The organism is Microbacterium saccharophilum (genome assembly GCF_007992455.1).
Lineage (GTDB): Bacteria > Actinomycetota > Actinomycetes > Actinomycetales > Microbacteriaceae > Microbacterium > Microbacterium saccharophilum.
The window spans coordinates 311895-330483 of record NZ_BKAH01000001.1 but is presented as its reverse complement, the minus strand read 5'-3'; the positions used below and the strand labels follow the sequence as shown (position 1 = coordinate 330483).

The window sequence follows — 18589 nt, the reverse complement described above, 5'->3', positions numbered from 1 at the left end:
GCCCCGGCACCGGCATCACTAGACTCGACCACGGACCGACGACGCTCCGTGATCCATCCTCCACAAGCAAGGAGTACCCCTGTGGCACTGATCGAGGCTGTAGGCGCACGCGAGATCCTGGATTCGCGTGGCAACCCGACCGTCGAAGTGGAGGTGCTGCTCGACGACGGAATCGTCCAGCGTGCGGCTGTCCCCTCCGGCGCATCAACCGGAGCGTTCGAAGCGTATGAGCTGCGCGACGGCGACAAGAGCCGGTACGGCGGCAAGGGGGTCCTCAAGGCCGTCGCGGCCGTCATCGACGAGCTCGGCCCTGCCATCGAAGGCGTCGAGGCTGCCGAGCAGCGCATCATCGACGAGATCCTCATCGAGACCGACGGCACGGAGAACAAGTCGCGCACGGGCGCGAACGCCATCCTCGGCGTGTCCCTCGCCGTCGCGAAGGCCGCTGCCGACAGCGCCGACCTCCCGCTGTTCCGCTACCTGGGCGGCCCGAACGCGCACATCCTGCCGGTCCCGCTGTTCAACGTCATCAACGGCGGCGAGCACGCCGACAACGGCATCGACATGCAGGAGTTCTTCCTCGCCCCCCTCGGCGCGGAGAGCTTCTCCGAGGCGCTGCGCTGGGGCGCCGAGGTCTACCAGGTCCTCAAGGGCGAGCTGAAGGCCGCGGGCTACGCGACCGGCCTCGGCGACGAGGGCGGCTTCGCCCCCGACCTGCCCAGCAACCGCGAGGGCCTCGAGTTCCTCGTCAAGGCGATCGAGAAGGCCGGCTTCACGCCCGGCACCGACATCGCCCTGGGCCTCGACGTCGCCGCGACGGAGTTCTTCAACGACGGCGTGTACCGCCTCGACAAGAAGGACTGGAACGCCGACCAGCTCACCGACTACTACATCGACCTCGTCGACTCGTTCCCGATCGTCACGATCGAGGACGCCCTCGCCGAGGACGACTGGGAGAACTGGACCGCCCTCACCGAGAAGCTCGGCAAGCGCGTGCAGCTCGTCGGCGACGACCTGTTCGTCACCAACCCGGAGCGCCTCGCGCGCGGCATCGAGCTCGGCGCCGCCAACTCGCTGCTGGTGAAGGTGAACCAGATCGGCACGCTGTCCGAGACGCTGGATGCCATCGACCTCGCGCACCGCTCGGGCTACACGACGATGCTCTCGCACCGTTCCGGTGAGACCGAGGACACCACGATCGCCGACCTCGCGGTCGCGGTCAACTCGGGTCAGATCAAGAGCGGCGCGCCCGCTCGCAGCGAGCGCGTCGCGAAATACAATCAGCTTCTGCGCATCGAAGAGGAGCTGGGTGACGCGGCGGAGTTCATCGGCCGCGCCGCCTTCCCGCGCTACAAGGCCTGACAGATCGAGGAGAGGGGGAGCCGTGCGCAACACGACGGCTCCCCCTTCCCCTGCCCGCCGCACGGTCGACGTCCGCGACTGGGTCGGGGGAGTGCGCCTCTCGGCGTTCTCCGGCATAATGCTGGGGCTCGTCGTGCTGGCCGCGTTCGCACTCGTCCCGACCCTCGGCACGTACCTCGATCAGCGGCAGCAGATCGCCGCGCTGCAGGAGAGCGTGCGGTTGAGCGAGGAGCAGGTGGTGGCCCTCGAGGCCGAGCGCGACCGGTGGGCGGACCCCGCCTACATCACCTCCCAGGCGCGTGAGCGGCTCTACTACGTCCAGCCCGGCGACGTCGTCTACCTCGTGGACGACGACCTGCCGCAGGGCGTGATCCCGCCCGAGCAGGCCCCCGTCAGCGAGGACGTCGAAGAGACGACGGGCGACTGGATGACGCAGTTCGTGCGCTCCGTCGCGAACGCCGGCCTCGCCCGCACCGTCGCCGTCGGCGGCTGACCTCGCCGGCCGGCGCGGCGTGCGCGACCCAGCGTCCCGCCAGGCGACGGCCGGTACCCTGGAGGGGTGCCCCCTCTGACGCCTGCGACACCCGCCGACCTCGACGTCATGCGGGAGCAGCTGGGTCGCCCCATGCGCGGTGTCGTCGGCATCGCGGCGCGGTGCGTGTGCGGCAATCCCACGGTCGTGGCCACGGAGCCGCGGCTTCCGGACGGCACCCCGTTCCCGACGTTCTACTACCTGACGCACCCCGGGGCGACCGCGGCGATGTCCGCCCTCGAGGCCACGCAGGTCATGCGGGAACTGGCCGACGAGCTGGCCGGTGATGAGCAGCTGCAGGCGGAGTACGCGGCCGCGCACGCCGCGTACCTCGCCGATCGTGCCGCCTACGGAGAGGTGGAGGAGATCGCGGGCATCTCCGCCGGCGGGATGCCGACCCGCGTGAAGTGCCTGCACGCGCTCGCGGGTCACGCGCTGGCCGCGGGCCCCGGGGTGAACCCGATCGGGGACCGCGCGCTGGCCCGCGGCGACTGGTCACCGGAGCGCTGCACATGCGCCCACCCGCGGACGGCGACGTGACGGGGCGCCTCACGCGGCTCGCCGCCGCGCTCGTCGTGTCGCTCGCCCTGGGTGTCACGACCGTCGGGGCGACCGCCGCCGCCGCCGCGCCGGTCGGCGAGCGGCCCGGGACCGCCCAGACCGACCCGATCCGCGCGGCCGAGTACTGGCTCGACGACTACGGCGTGCGCGAGGCCTGGAAGACCTCCCGGGGCAAGGGCGTCACGATCGCCGTCATCGACACCGGCATCGGCCGCACGCCGGTCGAGTTCGCCGGTGCCGTCACCGGCGGCAAGGACTTCTCCGGCGTCGGCTCGCCCGACGGCCGCACGCCCGTCGGCGCCGTCGACGCGAACCACGGCAGCTGGGTGGCGTCCCTCGCGGCGGGGCGCGGCACGAGTGCGGATGCCGGCATGATCGGCGTCGCGCCGGAGGCGAGCCTGCTGTCGCTGTCGATCGGCTTCGGCGCGTCGGCATCCGTGCCCTTCGTCGACCAGGTCGCCGACGCGATCCGCTGGGCCGTCGACAACGGCGCCGACATCATCAACATGTCGTTCACGACGAACACGCTGGACTGGGACGAGAGCTGGGATGACGCGTTCCTCTACGCGTTCGAGCACGACGTCGTCGTGGTCGTCGCCGCCGGCAACAAGGGGAGCGGCACCGACATCGTCGGCGCTCCCGCGACCATCCCGGGCGTGCTCACGGTCGCCGGCGTCGACAAGGCCGGCAACGCCAGCCGCGAAGCCTCGACGCAGGGCATCACGATCGGCATTGCGGCGCCCAGCGAAGAGCTCCTCGGCGTCTCCGCCGATGGCCAGATGGTGCTGTGGAACGGCACGAGCGGCGCGGCACCCATCGTCGCGGGGATCGCCGCGCTCGTCCGCTCCGCACACCCCGACCTGGACGCCCCCAACGTCATCAACCGGCTCATCCGCACCGCCAAGCAGGTGCCCGGGGTGACGCGGCTTCCGAGCGCGCTGTACGGGTACGGGCTCATCGACGCCGCCGCCGCCGTGGAGACGCCGGTCGCGGCCGTGAGCGCCAACCCGATGGGCAGCCTCAGCGAATGGATCCGGGTGTTCCGGAGGGCGGAGGCAGCACCGGCGCCGACACCCACGGTCGCCCCCGTGGAGATCCCGCCGCTGCCCGCCGCGGACCCCGTCGCACAGCCCCGTTCACCGCTGCTGCCGAGCCCCGAGACGCTTCGCTACGGGACGGTCCCGCTCGTGGCCGGAACCCTGGCGGCTATAATGGTGGCGCTCGGCGTCACCGCTGCTGTCCGACGCATCAGATCGGCGCGCGACTCGCGTACGCCGAGCCGTTGATACAAGGAGTTCTTCCGACTGTGACTAGCACTGTGCCCAAGATTCTCATCGTCGGAGGCGGCTATGCGGGGTTCTACACCGCCTGGAAGCTCGAGAAGCACCTGCGCAAGGGCGAGGCCGAGGTCACGATCGTCGACCCGCTCTCGTACATGACCTACCAGCCGTTCCTGCCGGAGGTCGCGGCCGGTGAGATCGAGGCGCGCCACGTCATCGTCGGGCTGCGCCGTCACCTGAAGAAGACCCGTGTCGTCACGGCGAAGGTGACCGGGATCGACCACGCGAACCGCGTCGCGACGATCACGCCTGAGATCGGCGACTCCTGGGAGGAGCCGTACGACCAGATCGTCGTCACGGCCGGTGCCGTCTCGCGCACCTTCCCGATTCCCGGCATCGCCGACAACGCGATCGGCCTCAAGACGATCGAGGAGGCCGTCGCGATCCGCGACCGCATCCTCACGAACTTCGAGCGCGCCTCCAACCTGCCCGCGGGCCCCGAGCGCGACCGCCTCCTCACCGTCGTCGTCGTGGGCGGCGGTTTCGCCGGCATCGAGGTGTTCGCCGAGGTCCGTGCGCTGGCATCCTCGCTGCTGAAGGACTACCCGCAGCTGCGCTTCGAGGACACGCACTTCCACCTCATCGAGGCGATGGGGCGCATCATGCCCGAGGTCTCGCTGAAGACGAGCGAGTGGGTCCTGAAGGACCTCGCCAAGCGCGGCGCGTACGTTCACCTGGACACGCAGGTCACCGGCGCCGTCGACGGCAACGTCGAGCTCTCCACGGGCGAGGTGCTGCCGACCGACCTCATCATCTGGACCGCGGGCGTCATGGCCAACCCCACCGTCGTGCGCGGCAGCGACCTGCCCGTCGAGGAGCGCGGCCGCATCCGCACCCGCGCCGACCTGCGGGTCGGCACGCCGGAGGAGATCGTCGAGGGCGCCTGGGCGGCCGGCGACGTCTCCGCCGTCCCCGACCTCACCGGCGGCGGCGTCGGCGGGTACTGCGTGCCGAACGCCCAGCACGCCGTACGCCAGGCGAAGCTTCTCGCGAAGAACCTCGTCGCCGTCCTCCGCGACGAGCTGCCCAACGAGTACGTCCACAAGAACCTCGGCGCCGTGGCCGGCCTCGGGCTCTACAACGGCGTCTTCCAGTCCGGCAAGCTCGCGCTCAAGGGCTTCATCGCGTGGGTCGCGCACCGCGGCTACCACGGCCTGGCGATGCCGTCGTGGGAGCGCAAGTTCCGCGTCGTCGGCGACTGGTGGCAGAACTTCTGGCTGACGCGCGACAACGTGTCGCTGCAGACGGTGCAGAACCCCCGGTACGTCTTCGAGGAGTTCGCCGCGCGTCCGCGTCCGGCGGCGCCCGAGGCTCCGGCCGTCGCGCCGGAGAAGAGCAGCCCGGCCAAGAAGGCCCCCGCCGGGAAGCTCCCCGCCACGGCGAAGTCCGCCGGCTGACCGGCTAGCGTGGTGGCGTGACCGGCGGTGACGCCACCACGCCCCCATAGCCCAATGGCAGAGGCAGGCGACTTAAAATCGCTTCAGTCTGGGTTCGAGTCCCAGTGGGGGCACGTCGCCGCCTGAGGATCCGTTCGCGCGGCGGGACTGTCCGACTCCTGACGCCCGGAGTACCCTCACGACCATGGTCGATGAGGATCCCGTGTCGACGAACCCCGAGCATTACCGCACGCTGTTCGAGAACGACGTCGTCCGCGTCCTGGAGTACCGGGACGAGCCGGGGGATCGGACGACGCCCCATGTCCATCCGAACAGCGTCATGGTGACGCTCAGCGAGGTCCGGCGCCGGCTCACGACGGAGGCCGGTCAGCGAGACGTCGACATTCCCGCGCATCGGGCGGTCTGGCTCGCGGCTCAGCGTCATGCGGGCGAGAACATCGGGCAGACGACGACGCACGCGATCTTCGTAGAGCTGAAGGGCTCCGCCGCCGGCGACGCCGGGCCAAGTGCCCTCGGGCCGGATCTCTGAGCGGGGAGCTCATCGACACGGGTGACCGGCATCCCCGACGCACGGTCCGAGATCATCATGCGGCGCCTACGAGGGCGTGTGGCGGATGGCGTACGTGCGCGGCCGCGAGGGGATCATCGTGGCGCTCGCGGAGCGCCTCGGCTGACGGGCGGCGCTCAGTCGTACCCGAGGACGACGCACACGGCCGTTTCGGTCGAGGGCTCCTGGGATCGCGGGGGGTCGGTCTGGTCCACGAGTGCGACGATACCGGGCGGTCCCCCTTGGATGCGGGATGCACGCGCCGTGCAAATGGCCCCGCCGCGCCGTCCCGCCCGGGCGGTAGTGTGGCCGCACGGACATGTCCGACACCCGGAACCATCGCGGGTGGGACCCGGTCCGACCCGCACCCCACCGCCGCACCGCCGAGGAGCCCCCCGCCATGAGCCTCGACCTCCTCGGCCGACCCGCCGGCGCCGAGCCGTGGACGCAGCCCGCGGACTACTGGGCGGCCCGGACGGCGGCGATCTCCGACCTGTCCGGACCCATCGCGACGATCGATCTCGACGCGCTGCGCTACAACGCCCTGGACCTCGTGATCCGCTCCAGCGGCGTTCCCATCCGGGTGGCGAGCAAGTCCATCCGGGTGCGTGAGGTGCTCGCCGCGACGCTCGCCCTCGCCGGGTACCGCGGCATCCTCGCGTTCACGCTGCCGGAGGCGCTCTGGCTCGCCGAGACGCACGACGACGTCGTGCTGGGCTACCCGAGCGTCGATCGCGCCGCGATCGCCGCGCTGGCCGCCGACGAGGTCGCGGCCGCCCGCATCACGCTCATGGTCGACGACCTCGCCCAGCTCGACCTCATCGACGCCGTCGTGCCGGCGGGGCGGCGCCCGGCGCTCCGGGTCGCGATCGACGTCGACGCGTCCTGGCGGGCCCCGATCCTGGGGCACATCGGCGTCCGGCGCTCGCCCGTGCACGATGTCGCCGACGTGCAGCGCCTCGCGCGCGCGATCGTCCGGCGGGAGGGGTTCTCGCTCGTCGGCCTCATGATGTACGAGGCGCAGATCGCCGGACAGCCGGATGCCGCAGGCTCCGGTGACACCGTCGTGCGGTGGATGCAGCGGCGCTCCGGCCGCGAACTCGGCGAACGGCGCGGGGAGATCGTCGCGGCGCTGCGGGGCATCGCGCCGCTCGCTTTCGTCAACGGCGGCGGCACGGGCTCCCTCGAATCCACGGCATCCGACCTCGCCGTCACCGAGACGACGGCCGGCAGCGGCCTGCTCGCGGGGCACCTCTTCGACGGCTACCGCGCCTTCACGCCGGCGCCCGCCGCGGCGTTCGCCCTCGAGGTCGTCCGCAAGCCCGCGCCGGACATCGTCACGGTCCTCGGCGGCGGCTGGATCGCCTCCGGCCCGGCGCTCGCCTCCCGCCAACCGCTTCCGGTCTGGCCGGAGGGCCTGCAGACCCTCGGCCGGGAGGGCGCCGGCGAAGTGCAGACGCCGCTCCGCGGCGAGGCGGCCCGGGGGCTCACCGTCGGCGACCGCGTGTGGTTCCGGCACGCCAAGAGCGGAGAGCTGTCGGAGCGCGTCGACCGGTTCCACCTGGTGGCCGGCGGCGCACGCGTCGGCGAGGTCCCCACGTATCGAGGCGAAGGGAAGAGCTTCCTGTGACACGACCCGGCGGCACCTGGGAGAACTGGGGGCGCACCGAACGGGTCCGCCCGGTGCGCGTGGAATTCCCCTCCACGGTGGCCGCGGTGCGCCGCTCGGTGAGCGCCGCGGCGGCGCGGGGACTGCCGCTCAAGGCCATCGGCGCGGGGCACAGCTTCAGCGGCATCGCGGTGGCGCCGGGCGTCCTGCTCGACCTGGCCGACCTCTCCGGCCTCGTGCACGTCGACCGTGAGCGCGCCCGCGTGCGCCTCCTCGCCGGCACGCGGCTGCACCGCATCCCGGCGCTGCTGAAGCCGTACGGGCTCGCCATGCCGAATCTCGGCGACATCGACCGCCAGTCGATCTCCGGCGCCATCTCGACCGGCACGCACGGGACGGGGCTGGGCTTCGGCGGCATCGCCACGCAGGTCGTGGCCGCGACCCTCGTGACAGCCGACGGCGCGCTGCTCACGGTCTCCGAGGACGAGAACGGCGAGTTCCTCCCCGCCGTCGCACTGAGCCTCGGCGCCCTCGGCGTGCTCGTGGACGTCACGCTGCAGTGCGTCCCCGCGTTCGGCCTGCGCGCCGTGGAGCGGCCCGAGCCGATGGCCGACGTCCTGGGCGCCCTACCCGCGCGGGCTGCGGCTGCAGACCACTTCGAGTTCTACTGGTTCCCGCACACGGATGCCGCGCTCACGAAGACCAACACGCGGCTGCCCGGTGACGAGCCGGTGGCCCCGCAGCATCCCGTGCGCGCGTGGATCGACGACACCCTGCTCGGCAACACCCTCCATCAGGCCGTCTGCTCCCTGGGGCGAGCGCTGCCCCCGCTCGTCCCCACGATCAACCGCGTCTCCGCCTCGGTATGGGGGAACCGCACCTACTCCGACCGTTCGCACCGCGTGTTCGCCACCTCACGTGGCGTCCGATTCCGCGAGATGGAGTACGCCGTCCCGCTGGACCGGCTGCCCGACGCCTTCCGGGCTGTGCAGCGCGTCATCGCCGACAACGGCTGGCGGATCGAATTCCCTGTCGAGGTGCGCACGGCCGCCGCCGACGACCTGTGGCTGTCGACGGCGCACGGCCGCGCGTCCGGGTACATCGCCGTGCACCGCTACGCGAAGGTGGACCCGGCCGCCTACTTCACCGCCGTCGAGGAGGTCCTCTTCGCCCACGAGGGACGTCCGCACTGGGGCAAGATGCACACCCTCGACGCCGCCGCGCTGCGGGATCGCTACCCCCGGTTCGACGACTTCGTGGCGCTCCGCGACCGCCTCGATCCCGCCCGCCTCTTCCGCAACGTCTACCTCGACCGCGTCCTCGGTGGGTAACGCCTGGGAGTACCCGGGCGGGAGTGGGGCGCCTGTCGTCCCGGTGGCTAGGATGAACAACATATCGATGGGAGTGCTATGGAATGGCTGATCCCGGTAGTCATCGTCGTCGGTCTGATCGTGATCGTCGGGATCTACCTGTGGGCCACGTACAACTCGCTGGTCGCGCTCAACGTGCGCGTGGACGAGGCGTGGAGCGACATCACGGTGCAGCTCAAGCGTCGCGCCGACCTGCTGCCCAACCTCATCGAGACCGTGAAGGGCTACGCGGCTCATGAGAAGGCCGTCTTCGAGAACGTGACCCGTGCCCGCGCGGAGACCCTCGCCGCCGGCTCACCGGCCGACGCGGGCGTCGCCGAGGGCCACATGCAGCAGGCCCTGAAGTCGCTGTTCGCGGTCGCCGAGGCGTACCCGCAGCTCCAGGCCAGCCAGAACTTCCTTCAGCTCCAGCAGTCGGTCGTCGACACGGAGGACAAGATCCAGGCCTCGCGCCGGTTCTACAACGGCGGCGTGCGCGAGCTGAACACGAAGATCAAGGTCTTCCCGAACAACCTGTTCGCCCGCAACCTCGGATTCTCCGAGCGGGAGTTCTTCGAGGTCGTCGACGGCGCCGCCATCGCGGAGCCGCCCCGCATCCAGTTCTGACGCCGGCGCGGCGGAGTCCGGGTCGGGATGCGGCACCTCACCGCCGTCGATGCGCGGCGGATCGCCGTCGCGGCGCAGCTGCTCGACGATCACCGGCCCGCCGGGATCGTGGAGACAATCTACGCGCTCACGTCGGTCAACATCGACCCGGCCGCCACCATCGCGCCCAGCGCCGACCACATCCTGTGGAGCCGCCTGGGGTGGCCCTATCAGCACGCCGATCTCGTGCGCGCCGTCGAGGTCGACCGGGACGTGTTCGAGTGGCGCGGGGCCTACCGCATCATGAGCGATCTGCCGCTCCTCCGCCACGAGATGGCGGCGTACCCGCGCTATGCGCAGCCGCGGGAGTGGCTGAGGGTGAACGAGTCGTTCCGCCGCGAGGTGCTCGCGCGCCTGCGCGACGAGGGTCCCCTCCGCGCCGCGCAGATCCCGGACACCGCGCAGGTCTCGTGGCGCTCGACCGGCTGGACGCACAGCCGCAACAGCACGCAGATGCTCGAGATCCTCGTCGCGAACGGGCAGGTCGCGGTGTCCTCCCGGGACGCGAAGGGCCGCGTGTTCGACCTCGCCGAGCGCGTGTATCCGGCCGGGCTCCCGGACATCCCACCCGCCGACGCCGCCCGCGAGCGGGTGGAGCGCCGGCTCGGCGCCCTCGGCATCGCCCGTGCGAAGGCGCTCGTCACGGCGGAGGAGGACGTCGATCCCGCGACTGTGGGGGAGGAGGCGGTCGTCGACGGAGTCGACGGGACGTGGCGTGTGGATGGCGCAGCGCTCGAGCGCCTCGACGGCTTCGCCCCGCGCACCGCCCTCCTCTCGCCGATGGATGCGCTCGTCTTCGACCGCGAGCGCCTGCAGGCCCTCTTCGGCTACGAGTACCTCCTGGAGATGTACAAGCCCGCCGCGCAGCGCCGCTGGGGCTCCTTCGCCCTCCCGATCCTGCACGGCGACCGCTTCGTCGGGAAGCTCGACGCCAAGACCGATCGCCGAGCGGGCGTGCTCCGCGTCCATGCCGTGCACGAGGACACGCCCTTCGACACGGCCACGGCCGAGGCCGTGGACGCCGAGATCGCCGAGCTCGCCCGGTGGCTCGGGGTCGAGGTCGTCGGTCGCTGACCCCGGCCCGGCGGGGCATCCCGCATTCCCGACAGGGAACGTGAGCACGCCTAGACTGACGAGGTGACCGGTCCAGAAGACAAGCCCCGCGGCGGATTCTTCGATGCTCTGCGCCCCCGGACCGTGATCTCCGACGCCGCCGACAGCGTCCCCCGGGGTCTCCGCGTCGCATCCGCCTACTCCTGGCGCTTCCTCCTCATCGCCGGCGCGATCGGCGTCGCGATCTGGCTCGTCATCCAGCTGAAGCTCCTCGTCATCCCGCTCCTCGTCGCGATCCTCGTGACGGCGCTCGTGTGGCCCGCGTTCGGCTTCCTGCTGCGGGCGCGCTTCCCGCGCTGGCTCGCCATCGTCATCACGGTCCTCGGCACGCTCGCCATCGTCACGGGCCTCATCTGGCTCGCCGTGTGGCAGATCACACGGGAATGGTCCGCCGTCCAGGCCCGCACGGTCGGCGCCGTCGCCGATTTCCGCCAGTACCTCATCGCCGGACCACTGCACCTCACGCCCGCGCAGATCGACGACCTCCTCGATCAGGGCTGGGCCCTCCTGCAGGAGCAGGCATCCCTCCTCTGGTCGGGGGCGCTCGCGATCGGCTCGACCGTGGGTCACGTCGCGACCGGTGCGCTGCTGACGCTCTTCATCCTGCTGTGCGTGCTCGCCGACGGCGCCGGGATCTGGCGCTGGACCGTGCGCCTCTTCCCCCAGCGGGCGCGGCCGGCCGTCGACGGCGCCGGCCGGGAGGGCTGGGTCACGGTCGTCAACTACGCCCGCACGCAGCTGCTCGTCGCGACGATCGACGCCACCGGCATCGGCCTCGGCGCGTTCCTCCTCGGCGTGCCGCTGGCGATCCCCGTCGCCGTCCTGGTGTTCCTCGGCGCGTTCATCCCGTTCGTCGGCGCCGTCATCACCGGCGCCCTCGCCGTCTTCCTCGCCCTCGTCTACAACGGGCCGTGGATCGCCCTGTGGATGCTGATCATCGTGCTCGGCGTGCAGCAGATCGAGGGTCACATCCTGCAGCCGCTCCTCATGGGATCCGCCGTCAAGGTTCACCCGCTCGCTGTCGTGCTCGTCGTCGCCGGCGGCGCCATGATCGCCGGCATCCCCGGCGCCCTCTTCGCCGTGCCGCTGGCCGCCTTCTTCAACGTCGTCTGGATCTACCTGTCCCGCCGCGGGTGGGAGACGGGCCTGCGGCCACCCCCGGACGACCTCATCTGGAGCACCGTTCCGCGCAGCAGAAAGGCCCCCGCGTGACGGAGGTAGTGAACATGACCCATCCCACCCTGGCGGAGTTCGAGGACGCGGCCGCGCTGCTGCGCGACGTCATCGTGCACACGCCCCTGGAGGATTCCGAGCACCTCTCCGACGTGCTCGGGGCCCCCGTGCACCTCAAGCTCGAGAACCTGCAGCGCACCGGTTCGTTCAAGATCCGCGGCGCCGTCTACCGGCTCTCCCGCCTGACACCGGAGGAGATGGCGCGCGGCGTCGTGGCGGCGTCCGCGGGCAACCACGCGCAGGGGGTCGCCCTGGCGGCGCAGAAGCTCGGCATCCCCGCGACGATCTTCATGCCGCTCGGCGTGCCCGTGCCGAAGCTGCTCGCGACCCGGGGGTACGGCGCGGAGGTGATCCTCGAGGGTGCGACGGTGGAGACCCCGCTGCGGCTCGCGGCGGAGTTCGCGGAGCGCACCGGCGCGATCCTCATCCCGCCGTACGACCACCGCGACATCATCATCGGCCAGGGGACGCTCGGCCTCGAGCTCATGGACGAGGTGCCGGGCCTCGACACCCTCGTCGTGGGAATCGGCGGCGGGGGACTCATCGCCGGGGTCGCGGCGGCCGTGAAGGCCCGCGCCGCACAGGAGGGCCGCACCGTCCGTGTCATCGGCGTGCAGGCGGAGAACTCCGCCGCCTACCCGGCCTCGCTCGCCGCCGGCACCCCGCTGGAGGTCGCGACGACACCGACGATCGCCGACGGCATCGCCGTCGCCCGCCCCGGCGACATCCCGTTCGAGATCATCCGGGATCTCGTCGACGAGGTCGTCACGGTCACCGACGACGACATCGCCCGGGCCCTGCTCGTGCTCCTGGAGCGCGCCAAGCAGGTCGTCGAGCCGGCCGGCGCCGTCGGGGTCGCGGCGATCCTCGCCGGCAAGGTGACGGCGACCGGACCCACCGTCGCCATCCTCTCCGGCGGCAACATCGACCCCCTGCTGCTGCAGCGGGTCGTCGCGCACGGCCTCGCGGCATCCGGTCGGTACATGACGCTGCAGGTGCCGCTGCCCGATCGTCCCGGTCAGCTCGCGCGTGTGTCGGAGCTGCTCGCGATCGCCGGCGCGAACGTCATCGAGGTGCTGCACACGCGGCACGGCCAGGGGATGCAGATCAGCGAGGTCATCCTGCAGCTGAGCGTGGAGACGCGCGGCGAGGAGCACCGCGCGCAGGTGATCTCGATCCTGCAGGATGCCGGCTACGCGCCGCGCGTCGTGCGGGACTGACGCCTACTGCCCGGTGTAGGTCTCGACCTTGACGACCTCGACGGCGATCTCCCGGCCGTTGGGCGCCGTGTAGGACGTCTTCTCGCCCTCCTTGAGCCCGAGGATCGCGGCGCCCAGCGGGGAGGCCTCGCTGTAGACGTCGAGGTCGGAGACGCTCGCGATCTCCCGGCTGCCGAGGAGGAAGACCTCCTCGCCGCCGGCGACGACGGCGGTGACGACGGTGCCGGGCTGCACGACACCGCCCGCCTCGGGGGCCTCGCCGACCTTCGCGTCCTTCAGGAGCTGCTGGAGCGTCCGGATGCGGGCCTCCTGCTTGCCCTGCTCGTCCTTCGCGGCGTGGTAGCCGCCGTTCTCCTTGAGGTCGCCCTCCTCGCGGGCGGACTCGATGCGCTTGGCGATCTCCTCGCGGCCCGTCGTCGACAGGTGCTCGAGCTCGGCGGCGAGCCGGTCGTAGGCGTCCTGAGTGAGGAAGGGGGCGTTGCTGTCGCTGGACACGTCATCTCCTTGCGTCGCGGGGCGTAAACCGAACGCCCCGGCAAGCAGCCGGGGCGCGAAGGTGGGTCTCAGACTACGGGATCCAGCAGGAGGTCGCCAATCCCGTCGTCGCCTCGGCGGTCGTCGGGATGTCCTCGCTGAAGGCGCGGCTGCGGGTCGGCTCCGCGGCGTATTCGATCACCCGCCAGCCGACGACGCCGTGCTCCTCGTCGCGTGCCTCCACGGCGCAGGCGAAGGCGGTGTCGGGGTCGGCCGTCACCTGGAACGTCACCGTGACGCGGTGGGCGTCATGCACGACGAAGCCGGTCGTGTCGTAGTCGACCGAGCCGGCGGCGCTGCTCCAGGTCGTCCACGCGACGTAGCCGAACAGCGCCGCGGCCACGAGCCCGATGACGACCCAGCGGGCGCGCCGCGACCCCGGGCGGGAGCGCCCGTAGCGGTCGGCGAGCTTGCGGTCGATCGCGGCGGTGGTCATGCGGCATCCGATCTAGGCTGGGATTCCAGGCTATTCGCTTGCGACGAGGAACGAGGACCCATGGACGTGCTGATGTGGCTGGCGACGACTCCGACGCCGTCGGGGACCTCGGGCGTCGACCCGGAGGACGTCACCCCCGGTTTCATCGGCTTCGTCGCCATCGCGGTGATCGCGGTCGCCGTGGTCTTCCTGCTGATCGACATGCTGCGCCGGATCCGCCGCGCGGGGTACCGTGCCGACGTCAACGAGCAGCTGGATGCCGAGGAGCAGGCCGCTGCGGAGGGCCGCGCCGCCGACCGCGCCACCGACGTCGACGACCAGGACGTCGACCCCGCCCGCTGACGGCGGGGTCAGCCGCCGAGCGACGGGACGACCGGGTCCAGCGCGATGAGCAGGCTCGCGGTCCAGTGGCACAGGAACGCGAGCACCGTGCAGACATGGAAGATCTCGTGGAAGCCGAAATGGCCGGGCCACGGGTTCGGCTTCTTCAGGGCGTAGACGATGGCCCCGGCCGTGTAGAGCAGGCCGCCGACGACCACGAGGAGCATCATCGCGACGTTCGCCTGCAACAGGTCGCCCGTGTACATGACGGCCGCCCAGCCGAGCAGCAGGTACAGCGCGACGTACAGCCAGCGGGGCGCGCCGATCCAGAAGACGCGGAAGAGGATGCCGGCCAGCGCACCCGACCAGACGAGGGTCAGCAGCAGGCTGCCCTTCTCGGGCGGCAGGGCCAGCACGGACAGCGGCGTGTACGTCCCGGCGATGAGCAGCAGGATGTTCGCGTGGTCGATGCGCTTGAGGATCGCCTTGGTACGGGGGCCCCAGTCGAAGCGGTGGTAGAGGGCGGAGTTGCCGAACAGCAGGAGCGAGGACACCGCGAACACGACGCACGCCCAGGTCGCGGCGGCGCCTTCCGCAGCGAAGACGAGGACGATGCCCGCGACGATCGCGACGGGGAACGTGCCGGCGTGGATCCAGCCGCGCCAGGTCGGCCGCAGCTCGACCTGGGCATCGACGGCCGCGGCTTCGATGAGCGGAAGCTCCGGCATCTCGGCGCCGGCGTCCGATGCAGGTCGGGTCACGGCCCGACTCTACGCGTCGGCGTATGCCTGCCACTACATACGGCGGACGGCGCGATAGCGTAGGGGGGTGACACGCTCAGGCGCTGCAGACGGACGGGGACTGCTCTACCGTCTCTACAGTTCCCGCCTGCGGCGCAGGCTCACGCCGGAGACCGTCCCGCACCACGTCGCGATGATGATCGACGGCAACCGCCGCTGGGCCCGCCAGGCCGGGTACCCCACCGCCGCCGACGGGCACCGCGCCGGCGCGGCCAAGATGCACGACTTCCTGCGGTGGTGCGATGACCTCGGCGTCCGCGTCGTCTCGCTCTACCTCCTCTCGACGGACAACCTCAGCAAGCGCGACTCGAAGGAGCTCGCCGATCTCATCGAGATCATCGCGGAGCTCGCCGACGAGCTCTCGCACGAACCGGGCTGGCGCGTCCAGCACGTGGGACGCGCCGAGATCCTGCCCGCGGAGCTGGCCCGCGTGCTCGCGACGGCGCAGGAGCGCACCCGGGAGAACACCGGCCTGCACGTGAACCTCGCGGTCGGCTACGGCGGGCGCAGCGAGATCGTCGACGCCGTGCGGAGCATCCTCGCGCAGCACCACGAGAACGGCGGATCGCTCGAAGACCTCGCGGCGAACCTCACCCCCGAGCAGATCGGCGAACACCTGTACACGGTCGGCCAGGCCGATCCCGATCTCGTCATCCGCACGTCGGGGGAGCAGCGGCTCAGCGACTTCCTCCTCTGGCAGTCGGCGCACTCCGAGTTCTACTTCGTGGAGGCCCTGGGGCCCGACCTGCGGAAGGTCGACTTCCTCCGCGCCATCAGGGATTATGCCTCCCGCGACCGCCGCTACGGGGGCTGATCGCCGGACTCCGCGTGCCAGAATGGACATGTGAACGACCTGGAGCCCTACCTCGAGACCTTCGACGCGGAATCCGGGTATCTCAACTGGGCGTCCTTCGGCCCGCTCTCGCCCGCGGTCCGCGCCGAGGCGCAGGCCGACGCCGAGCTGCTCGGGACGGGCCGGCGCAGCGGCATCGACCTCGTCTCGTCCCGCGTCCCGGAGGCGCAGGGGCTCCTCGCCGCCCTGCTCGGCGTCGCCGCCGACGAGGTCACGCTGCAGCCGTCCACGACGCACGGCCTCATGCAGGCGCTGTACGGCGTCACCGGCGAACTGCTCCTCTCGCCGCGGGAGTTCCCCGCGCTGACCGTCACGGCTCGGCGCGCCGCCGACGCCCGCGGCATGCTCCGTGTGCACGACCTGCCGGGCGGCCCGGTCACGGCGGATGCCGTGCGCGAGGCGCTGACCGAGGAGACCACGGCCGTCGCGGTCAGCCTCGTGGACTACCGGACCGGCTACCTCGCCGACCTGGCCGCGCTGCGCGACGTCATCGGCGACCGGCTCCTCATCGTCGACGCCGTGCAGGCCTTCGGCGTCGTGGAGGCCGACTGGACGGCCGCGGACGTCGTCTGCGGGAACGGCTACAAGTGGCTGCGCGCCGGCCGCGGAACGGGCTTCGCCTGGTTCTCCGCGCGCGCCCGAGAGCGCATCGAGCCGGTCCTGTCCGGGGTGGCCGGCATGGACGGCGATCTGTCCACCATCGGCGTCCCGGCTCCGCTGGGCACCGCCGCCGCGTACACCGTCTCGCCCGCTGACCCGCTCGCCGCCGCACGGCTCGCGACCGCGCTGCGCGAGATCCAGACCGCCGGGGTCGCCGGGATCGCGGCGCAGCTGCGGGAGCGGGCGCGCGACATCATGGCCCTCGCCGACCGCTACGGCGTGCCCGTCCTCACCGACCGCGAGCGTCACGCCGGCATCGTCGCGCTGGAACCCGAGCCGGCCGAGGCCGGGCATCTCGCCGCGGCGCTCGCCAACCACGGCGTCACGGCCACGGCGCGCGGCGGCACGATCCGCCTCTCCCCGCACATCGGCACCGGCGCGGACACGTTCCTGCTGCTGGGCGACGCGCTGGCCGAGGCCTCCGCGGCCCGCATGGCGCTGGAGGCGACCTCCGGCGCGACGGACGTCGTCGTCTCCGGAAGTTAACCTGCGCGCCACACGGCGCGGCGTGTCGCTTGCGCTGCGCGTCGCACCCCGGACGTACGGTCATCACATCGGGCATGGTGCCCGGTCGGGTCGGCCTCTCCACTGACTCGTGGCCAACGGTCGACTCGTGACTGCCGGGTGAAACCACCCGGGGCGGGAGTGGGTTGTGACCACACGAGCACCAGAGAAGCAGCGCCGTGTCACTCAGGAAGGCGCGTCCGCACACGGACGGGCCGCCGACCAGGATCTCCGCACGTATGTGCTGGACACCTCGGTCCTGCTGAGCGATCCGCGGGCCTTCTTCCGTTTCGCCGAGCACTCCGTCGTGGTCCCCGTCGTGGTGATCACGGAACTGGAGGGCAAGCGCCACGACCCGGAGATCGGGTACTTCGCGCGCCAGGCGCTGCGGCACCTCGACGAACTCCGGGTCGAGCACGGGCGCCTCGACTTCCCCGTCCCGGTGGGGGAGGACGGGACGCTCCGCGTCGAGCTCACCAACACCGATCCGACGGTCCTCCCCGCCGGCATGCGCCTGGGCGACAACGACACGCGCATCCTCTCCGTCGCGATGCACCTCTCCCAGGAGGGGCAGTCGGTCACGGTCGTCTCCAAGGACCTTCCCATGCGCGTGAAGGCCGCCTCGCTCGGCCTGCACGCGGAGGAGTACCTCGCCGAGCAGGCCGTGGACTCCGGGTGGACCGGGATCGCGGCGATCGACGTGTCGGGCGACGACGTCAGCGACCTGTACGAGAGCGAGGTGGCCTCCAGCGCCGACGTCATCGGGCTGCCGGTGAACACCGGCCTCGTGATCCACTCCGAACGGGGATCGGCCCTGGGCCGGGTGACCGGCGACGGGGAGTACCGGCTGGTCCGGGGGGATCGCGACGTCTTCGGGCTGCACGGCCGCTCGGCCGAGCAGCGCATCGCGATCGACCTGCTGCTGGACCCCGAGGTCGGCATCGTCTCGCTCGGCGGGCGCGCCGGGACCGGCAAGTCCGCCCTCGCCCTGTGCGCCGGGCTCGAGGCGGTCCTGGAACGTCAGCAGCAGAAGCGGATCCTGGTGTTCCGCCCCCTGTTCGCCGTCGGCGGCCAGGAGCTCGGCTACCTGCCCGGCGACGCCCAGGAGAAGATGAACCCGTGGGGTCAGGCGGTCTTCGACACGCTCGGCTCCGTCGTCTCCGGCAACGTCGTCGAGGAGATCGTCGACCGGGGCCTCCTCGAGGTGCTGCCGCTGACCCACATCCGCGGACGCTCCCTGCACGATGCGTTCGTCATCGTCGACGAGGCGCAGTCGCTGGAGCGGAACGTGCTGCTGACGGTGCTGAGCCGCATCGGCCAGAACTCGCGGGTCGTGCTCACGCACGACGTGGGCCAGCGCGACAACCTCCGCGTCGGTCGCCACGACGGCATCGCGTCGGTCATCGAGACGCTCAAGGGCCACGGTCTGTTCGGGCACGTGACGCTCATGCGCTCGGAGCGCTCCGCCATCGCGGCGCTCGTGACCGAACTCCTCGAGGCCGCCGAGCTCAGCTGACCATCGGGAAGGCGGGATCCCCGGGGCGCCGCCCCG

19 protein-coding genes and 1 tRNA gene are annotated in these 18589 nt (G+C 71.6%); 17 read left to right on the top strand and 3 right to left on the bottom strand.

The annotated features are described in order from the left end of the window. Positions 1 to 81: 81 nt before the first annotated feature. The 13 genes from eno to ilvA all read left to right on the top strand — a co-directional run bounded on the left by eno (position 82) and on the right by ilvA (position 12929). Positions 82 to 1362: a phosphopyruvate hydratase gene (eno, locus tag MSA03_RS01705; protein ID WP_028495183.1), complete on the top strand. Its 1281-nt coding sequence runs from the start codon at positions 82 to 84 to the stop codon at positions 1360 to 1362. 22 nt (positions 1363 to 1384) lie between these two features. Continuing rightward, positions 1385 to 1855, top strand: a complete 471-nt coding sequence (locus MSA03_RS01700; protein WP_028495184.1) for an FtsB family cell division protein — start codon at positions 1385 to 1387, stop codon at positions 1853 to 1855. A gap of 108 nt (positions 1856 to 1963) precedes the next feature. Beyond that, positions 1964 to 2434 carry a DUF501 domain-containing protein gene (locus tag MSA03_RS01695; RefSeq protein ID WP_051526229.1) on the top strand — a complete coding sequence of 157 codons (471 nt, stop codon included), beginning with the start codon at positions 1964 to 1966 and terminating at the stop codon, positions 2432 to 2434. After that, entirely contained in the window at positions 2407 to 3741 is a 1335-nt protein-coding gene (locus MSA03_RS01690) for a S8 family peptidase (protein ID WP_147049402.1), read from the top strand. The genes MSA03_RS01695 and MSA03_RS01690 overlap by 28 nt, the downstream gene beginning before the upstream one ends. Positions 3742 to 3773: 32 nt before the next feature. Beyond that, positions 3774 to 5192, top strand: a complete 1419-nt coding sequence (locus MSA03_RS01685) for an NAD(P)/FAD-dependent oxidoreductase (protein ID WP_147049401.1) — start codon at positions 3774 to 3776, stop codon at positions 5190 to 5192. A 40-nt stretch (positions 5193 to 5232) separates the two neighbouring features. Next, a tRNA-Leu gene (locus MSA03_RS01680) sits at positions 5233 to 5305 on the top strand. Between the two features lie 71 nt (positions 5306 to 5376). Next, positions 5377 to 5721: a cupin domain-containing protein gene (locus tag MSA03_RS01675; protein ID WP_028495188.1), complete on the top strand. Its 345-nt coding sequence runs from the start codon at positions 5377 to 5379 to the stop codon at positions 5719 to 5721. Positions 5722 to 6139: 418 nt separating this feature from the next. After that, positions 6140 to 7369, top strand: coding sequence for an alanine racemase (locus MSA03_RS01665; RefSeq protein WP_147049400.1), 1230 nt, complete (start codon positions 6140 to 6142; stop codon positions 7367 to 7369). Further along, entirely contained in the window at positions 7366 to 8679 is a 1314-nt protein-coding gene (locus MSA03_RS01660; RefSeq protein WP_147049399.1) for a D-arabinono-1,4-lactone oxidase, read from the top strand. Before MSA03_RS01665 ends, MSA03_RS01660 begins: the two co-directional genes overlap by 4 nt. A gap of 78 nt (positions 8680 to 8757) precedes the next feature. Further along, positions 8758 to 9324: a LemA family protein gene (locus MSA03_RS01655; protein ID WP_028495191.1), complete on the top strand. Its 567-nt coding sequence runs from the start codon at positions 8758 to 8760 to the stop codon at positions 9322 to 9324. A gap of 27 nt (positions 9325 to 9351) precedes the next feature. Beyond that, entirely contained in the window at positions 9352 to 10437 is a 1086-nt protein-coding gene (locus MSA03_RS01650; protein ID WP_147049398.1) for a DNA glycosylase AlkZ-like family protein, read from the top strand. A 63-nt stretch (positions 10438 to 10500) separates the two neighbouring features. Further along, on the top strand, positions 10501 to 11688 hold the full coding sequence (locus tag MSA03_RS01645) for an AI-2E family transporter (protein ID WP_028495193.1): 1188 nt from the start codon (positions 10501 to 10503) through the stop codon (positions 11686 to 11688). A gap of 14 nt (positions 11689 to 11702) precedes the next feature. After that, complete coding sequence (gene ilvA, locus MSA03_RS01640; protein WP_028495194.1) at positions 11703 to 12929, top strand: threonine ammonia-lyase; 1227 nt, start codon at positions 11703 to 11705, stop codon at positions 12927 to 12929. Positions 12930 to 12932: 3 nt separating this feature from the next. On the opposite strand, the gene greA is transcribed toward ilvA, so the two are convergent. Next, positions 12933 to 13424: a transcription elongation factor GreA gene (gene greA, locus MSA03_RS01635; protein WP_028495195.1), complete on the bottom strand. Its 492-nt coding sequence runs from the start codon at positions 13422 to 13424 to the stop codon at positions 12933 to 12935. Positions 13425 to 13497: 73 nt separating this feature from the next. After that, the gene (locus MSA03_RS01630) at positions 13498 to 13899 is read right to left on the bottom strand and encodes a DUF4307 domain-containing protein (RefSeq protein ID WP_147049397.1); all 402 of its coding nucleotides are present in this window, start codon (positions 13897 to 13899) and stop codon (positions 13498 to 13500) included. 60 nt (positions 13900 to 13959) lie between these two features. Between MSA03_RS01630 and MSA03_RS01625 the strand changes: the two genes are divergently transcribed. Then, the gene (locus MSA03_RS01625; RefSeq protein WP_036272182.1) at positions 13960 to 14241 is read left to right on the top strand and encodes a hypothetical protein; all 282 of its coding nucleotides are present in this window, start codon (positions 13960 to 13962) and stop codon (positions 14239 to 14241) included. Positions 14242 to 14249: 8 nt separating this feature from the next. Here MSA03_RS01625 and trhA read toward each other — a convergent pair whose 3' ends face one another. Beyond that, positions 14250 to 14948, bottom strand: coding sequence for a PAQR family membrane homeostasis protein TrhA (gene trhA, locus MSA03_RS01620; protein WP_147049468.1), 699 nt, complete (start codon positions 14946 to 14948; stop codon positions 14250 to 14252). A gap of 100 nt (positions 14949 to 15048) precedes the next feature. Between trhA and MSA03_RS01615 the strand changes: the two genes are divergently transcribed. The 3 genes from MSA03_RS01615 to phoH2 all read left to right on the top strand — a co-directional run bounded on the left by MSA03_RS01615 (position 15049) and on the right by phoH2 (position 18553). Then, positions 15049 to 15834 (top strand): isoprenyl transferase, encoded by a 786-nt coding sequence (locus tag MSA03_RS01615; RefSeq protein WP_028495199.1) that lies wholly within the window; start codon positions 15049 to 15051, stop codon positions 15832 to 15834. Between the two features lie 30 nt (positions 15835 to 15864). Next, positions 15865 to 17019, top strand: coding sequence for an aminotransferase class V-fold PLP-dependent enzyme (locus tag MSA03_RS01610; RefSeq protein ID WP_147049396.1), 1155 nt, complete (start codon positions 15865 to 15867; stop codon positions 17017 to 17019). A gap of 166 nt (positions 17020 to 17185) precedes the next feature. Beyond that, on the top strand, positions 17186 to 18553 hold the full coding sequence (gene phoH2, locus MSA03_RS01605; protein ID WP_147049395.1) for an RNA 5'-3' helicase PhoH2: 1368 nt from the start codon (positions 17186 to 17188) through the stop codon (positions 18551 to 18553). Positions 18554 to 18589 lie beyond the last annotated feature (36 nt).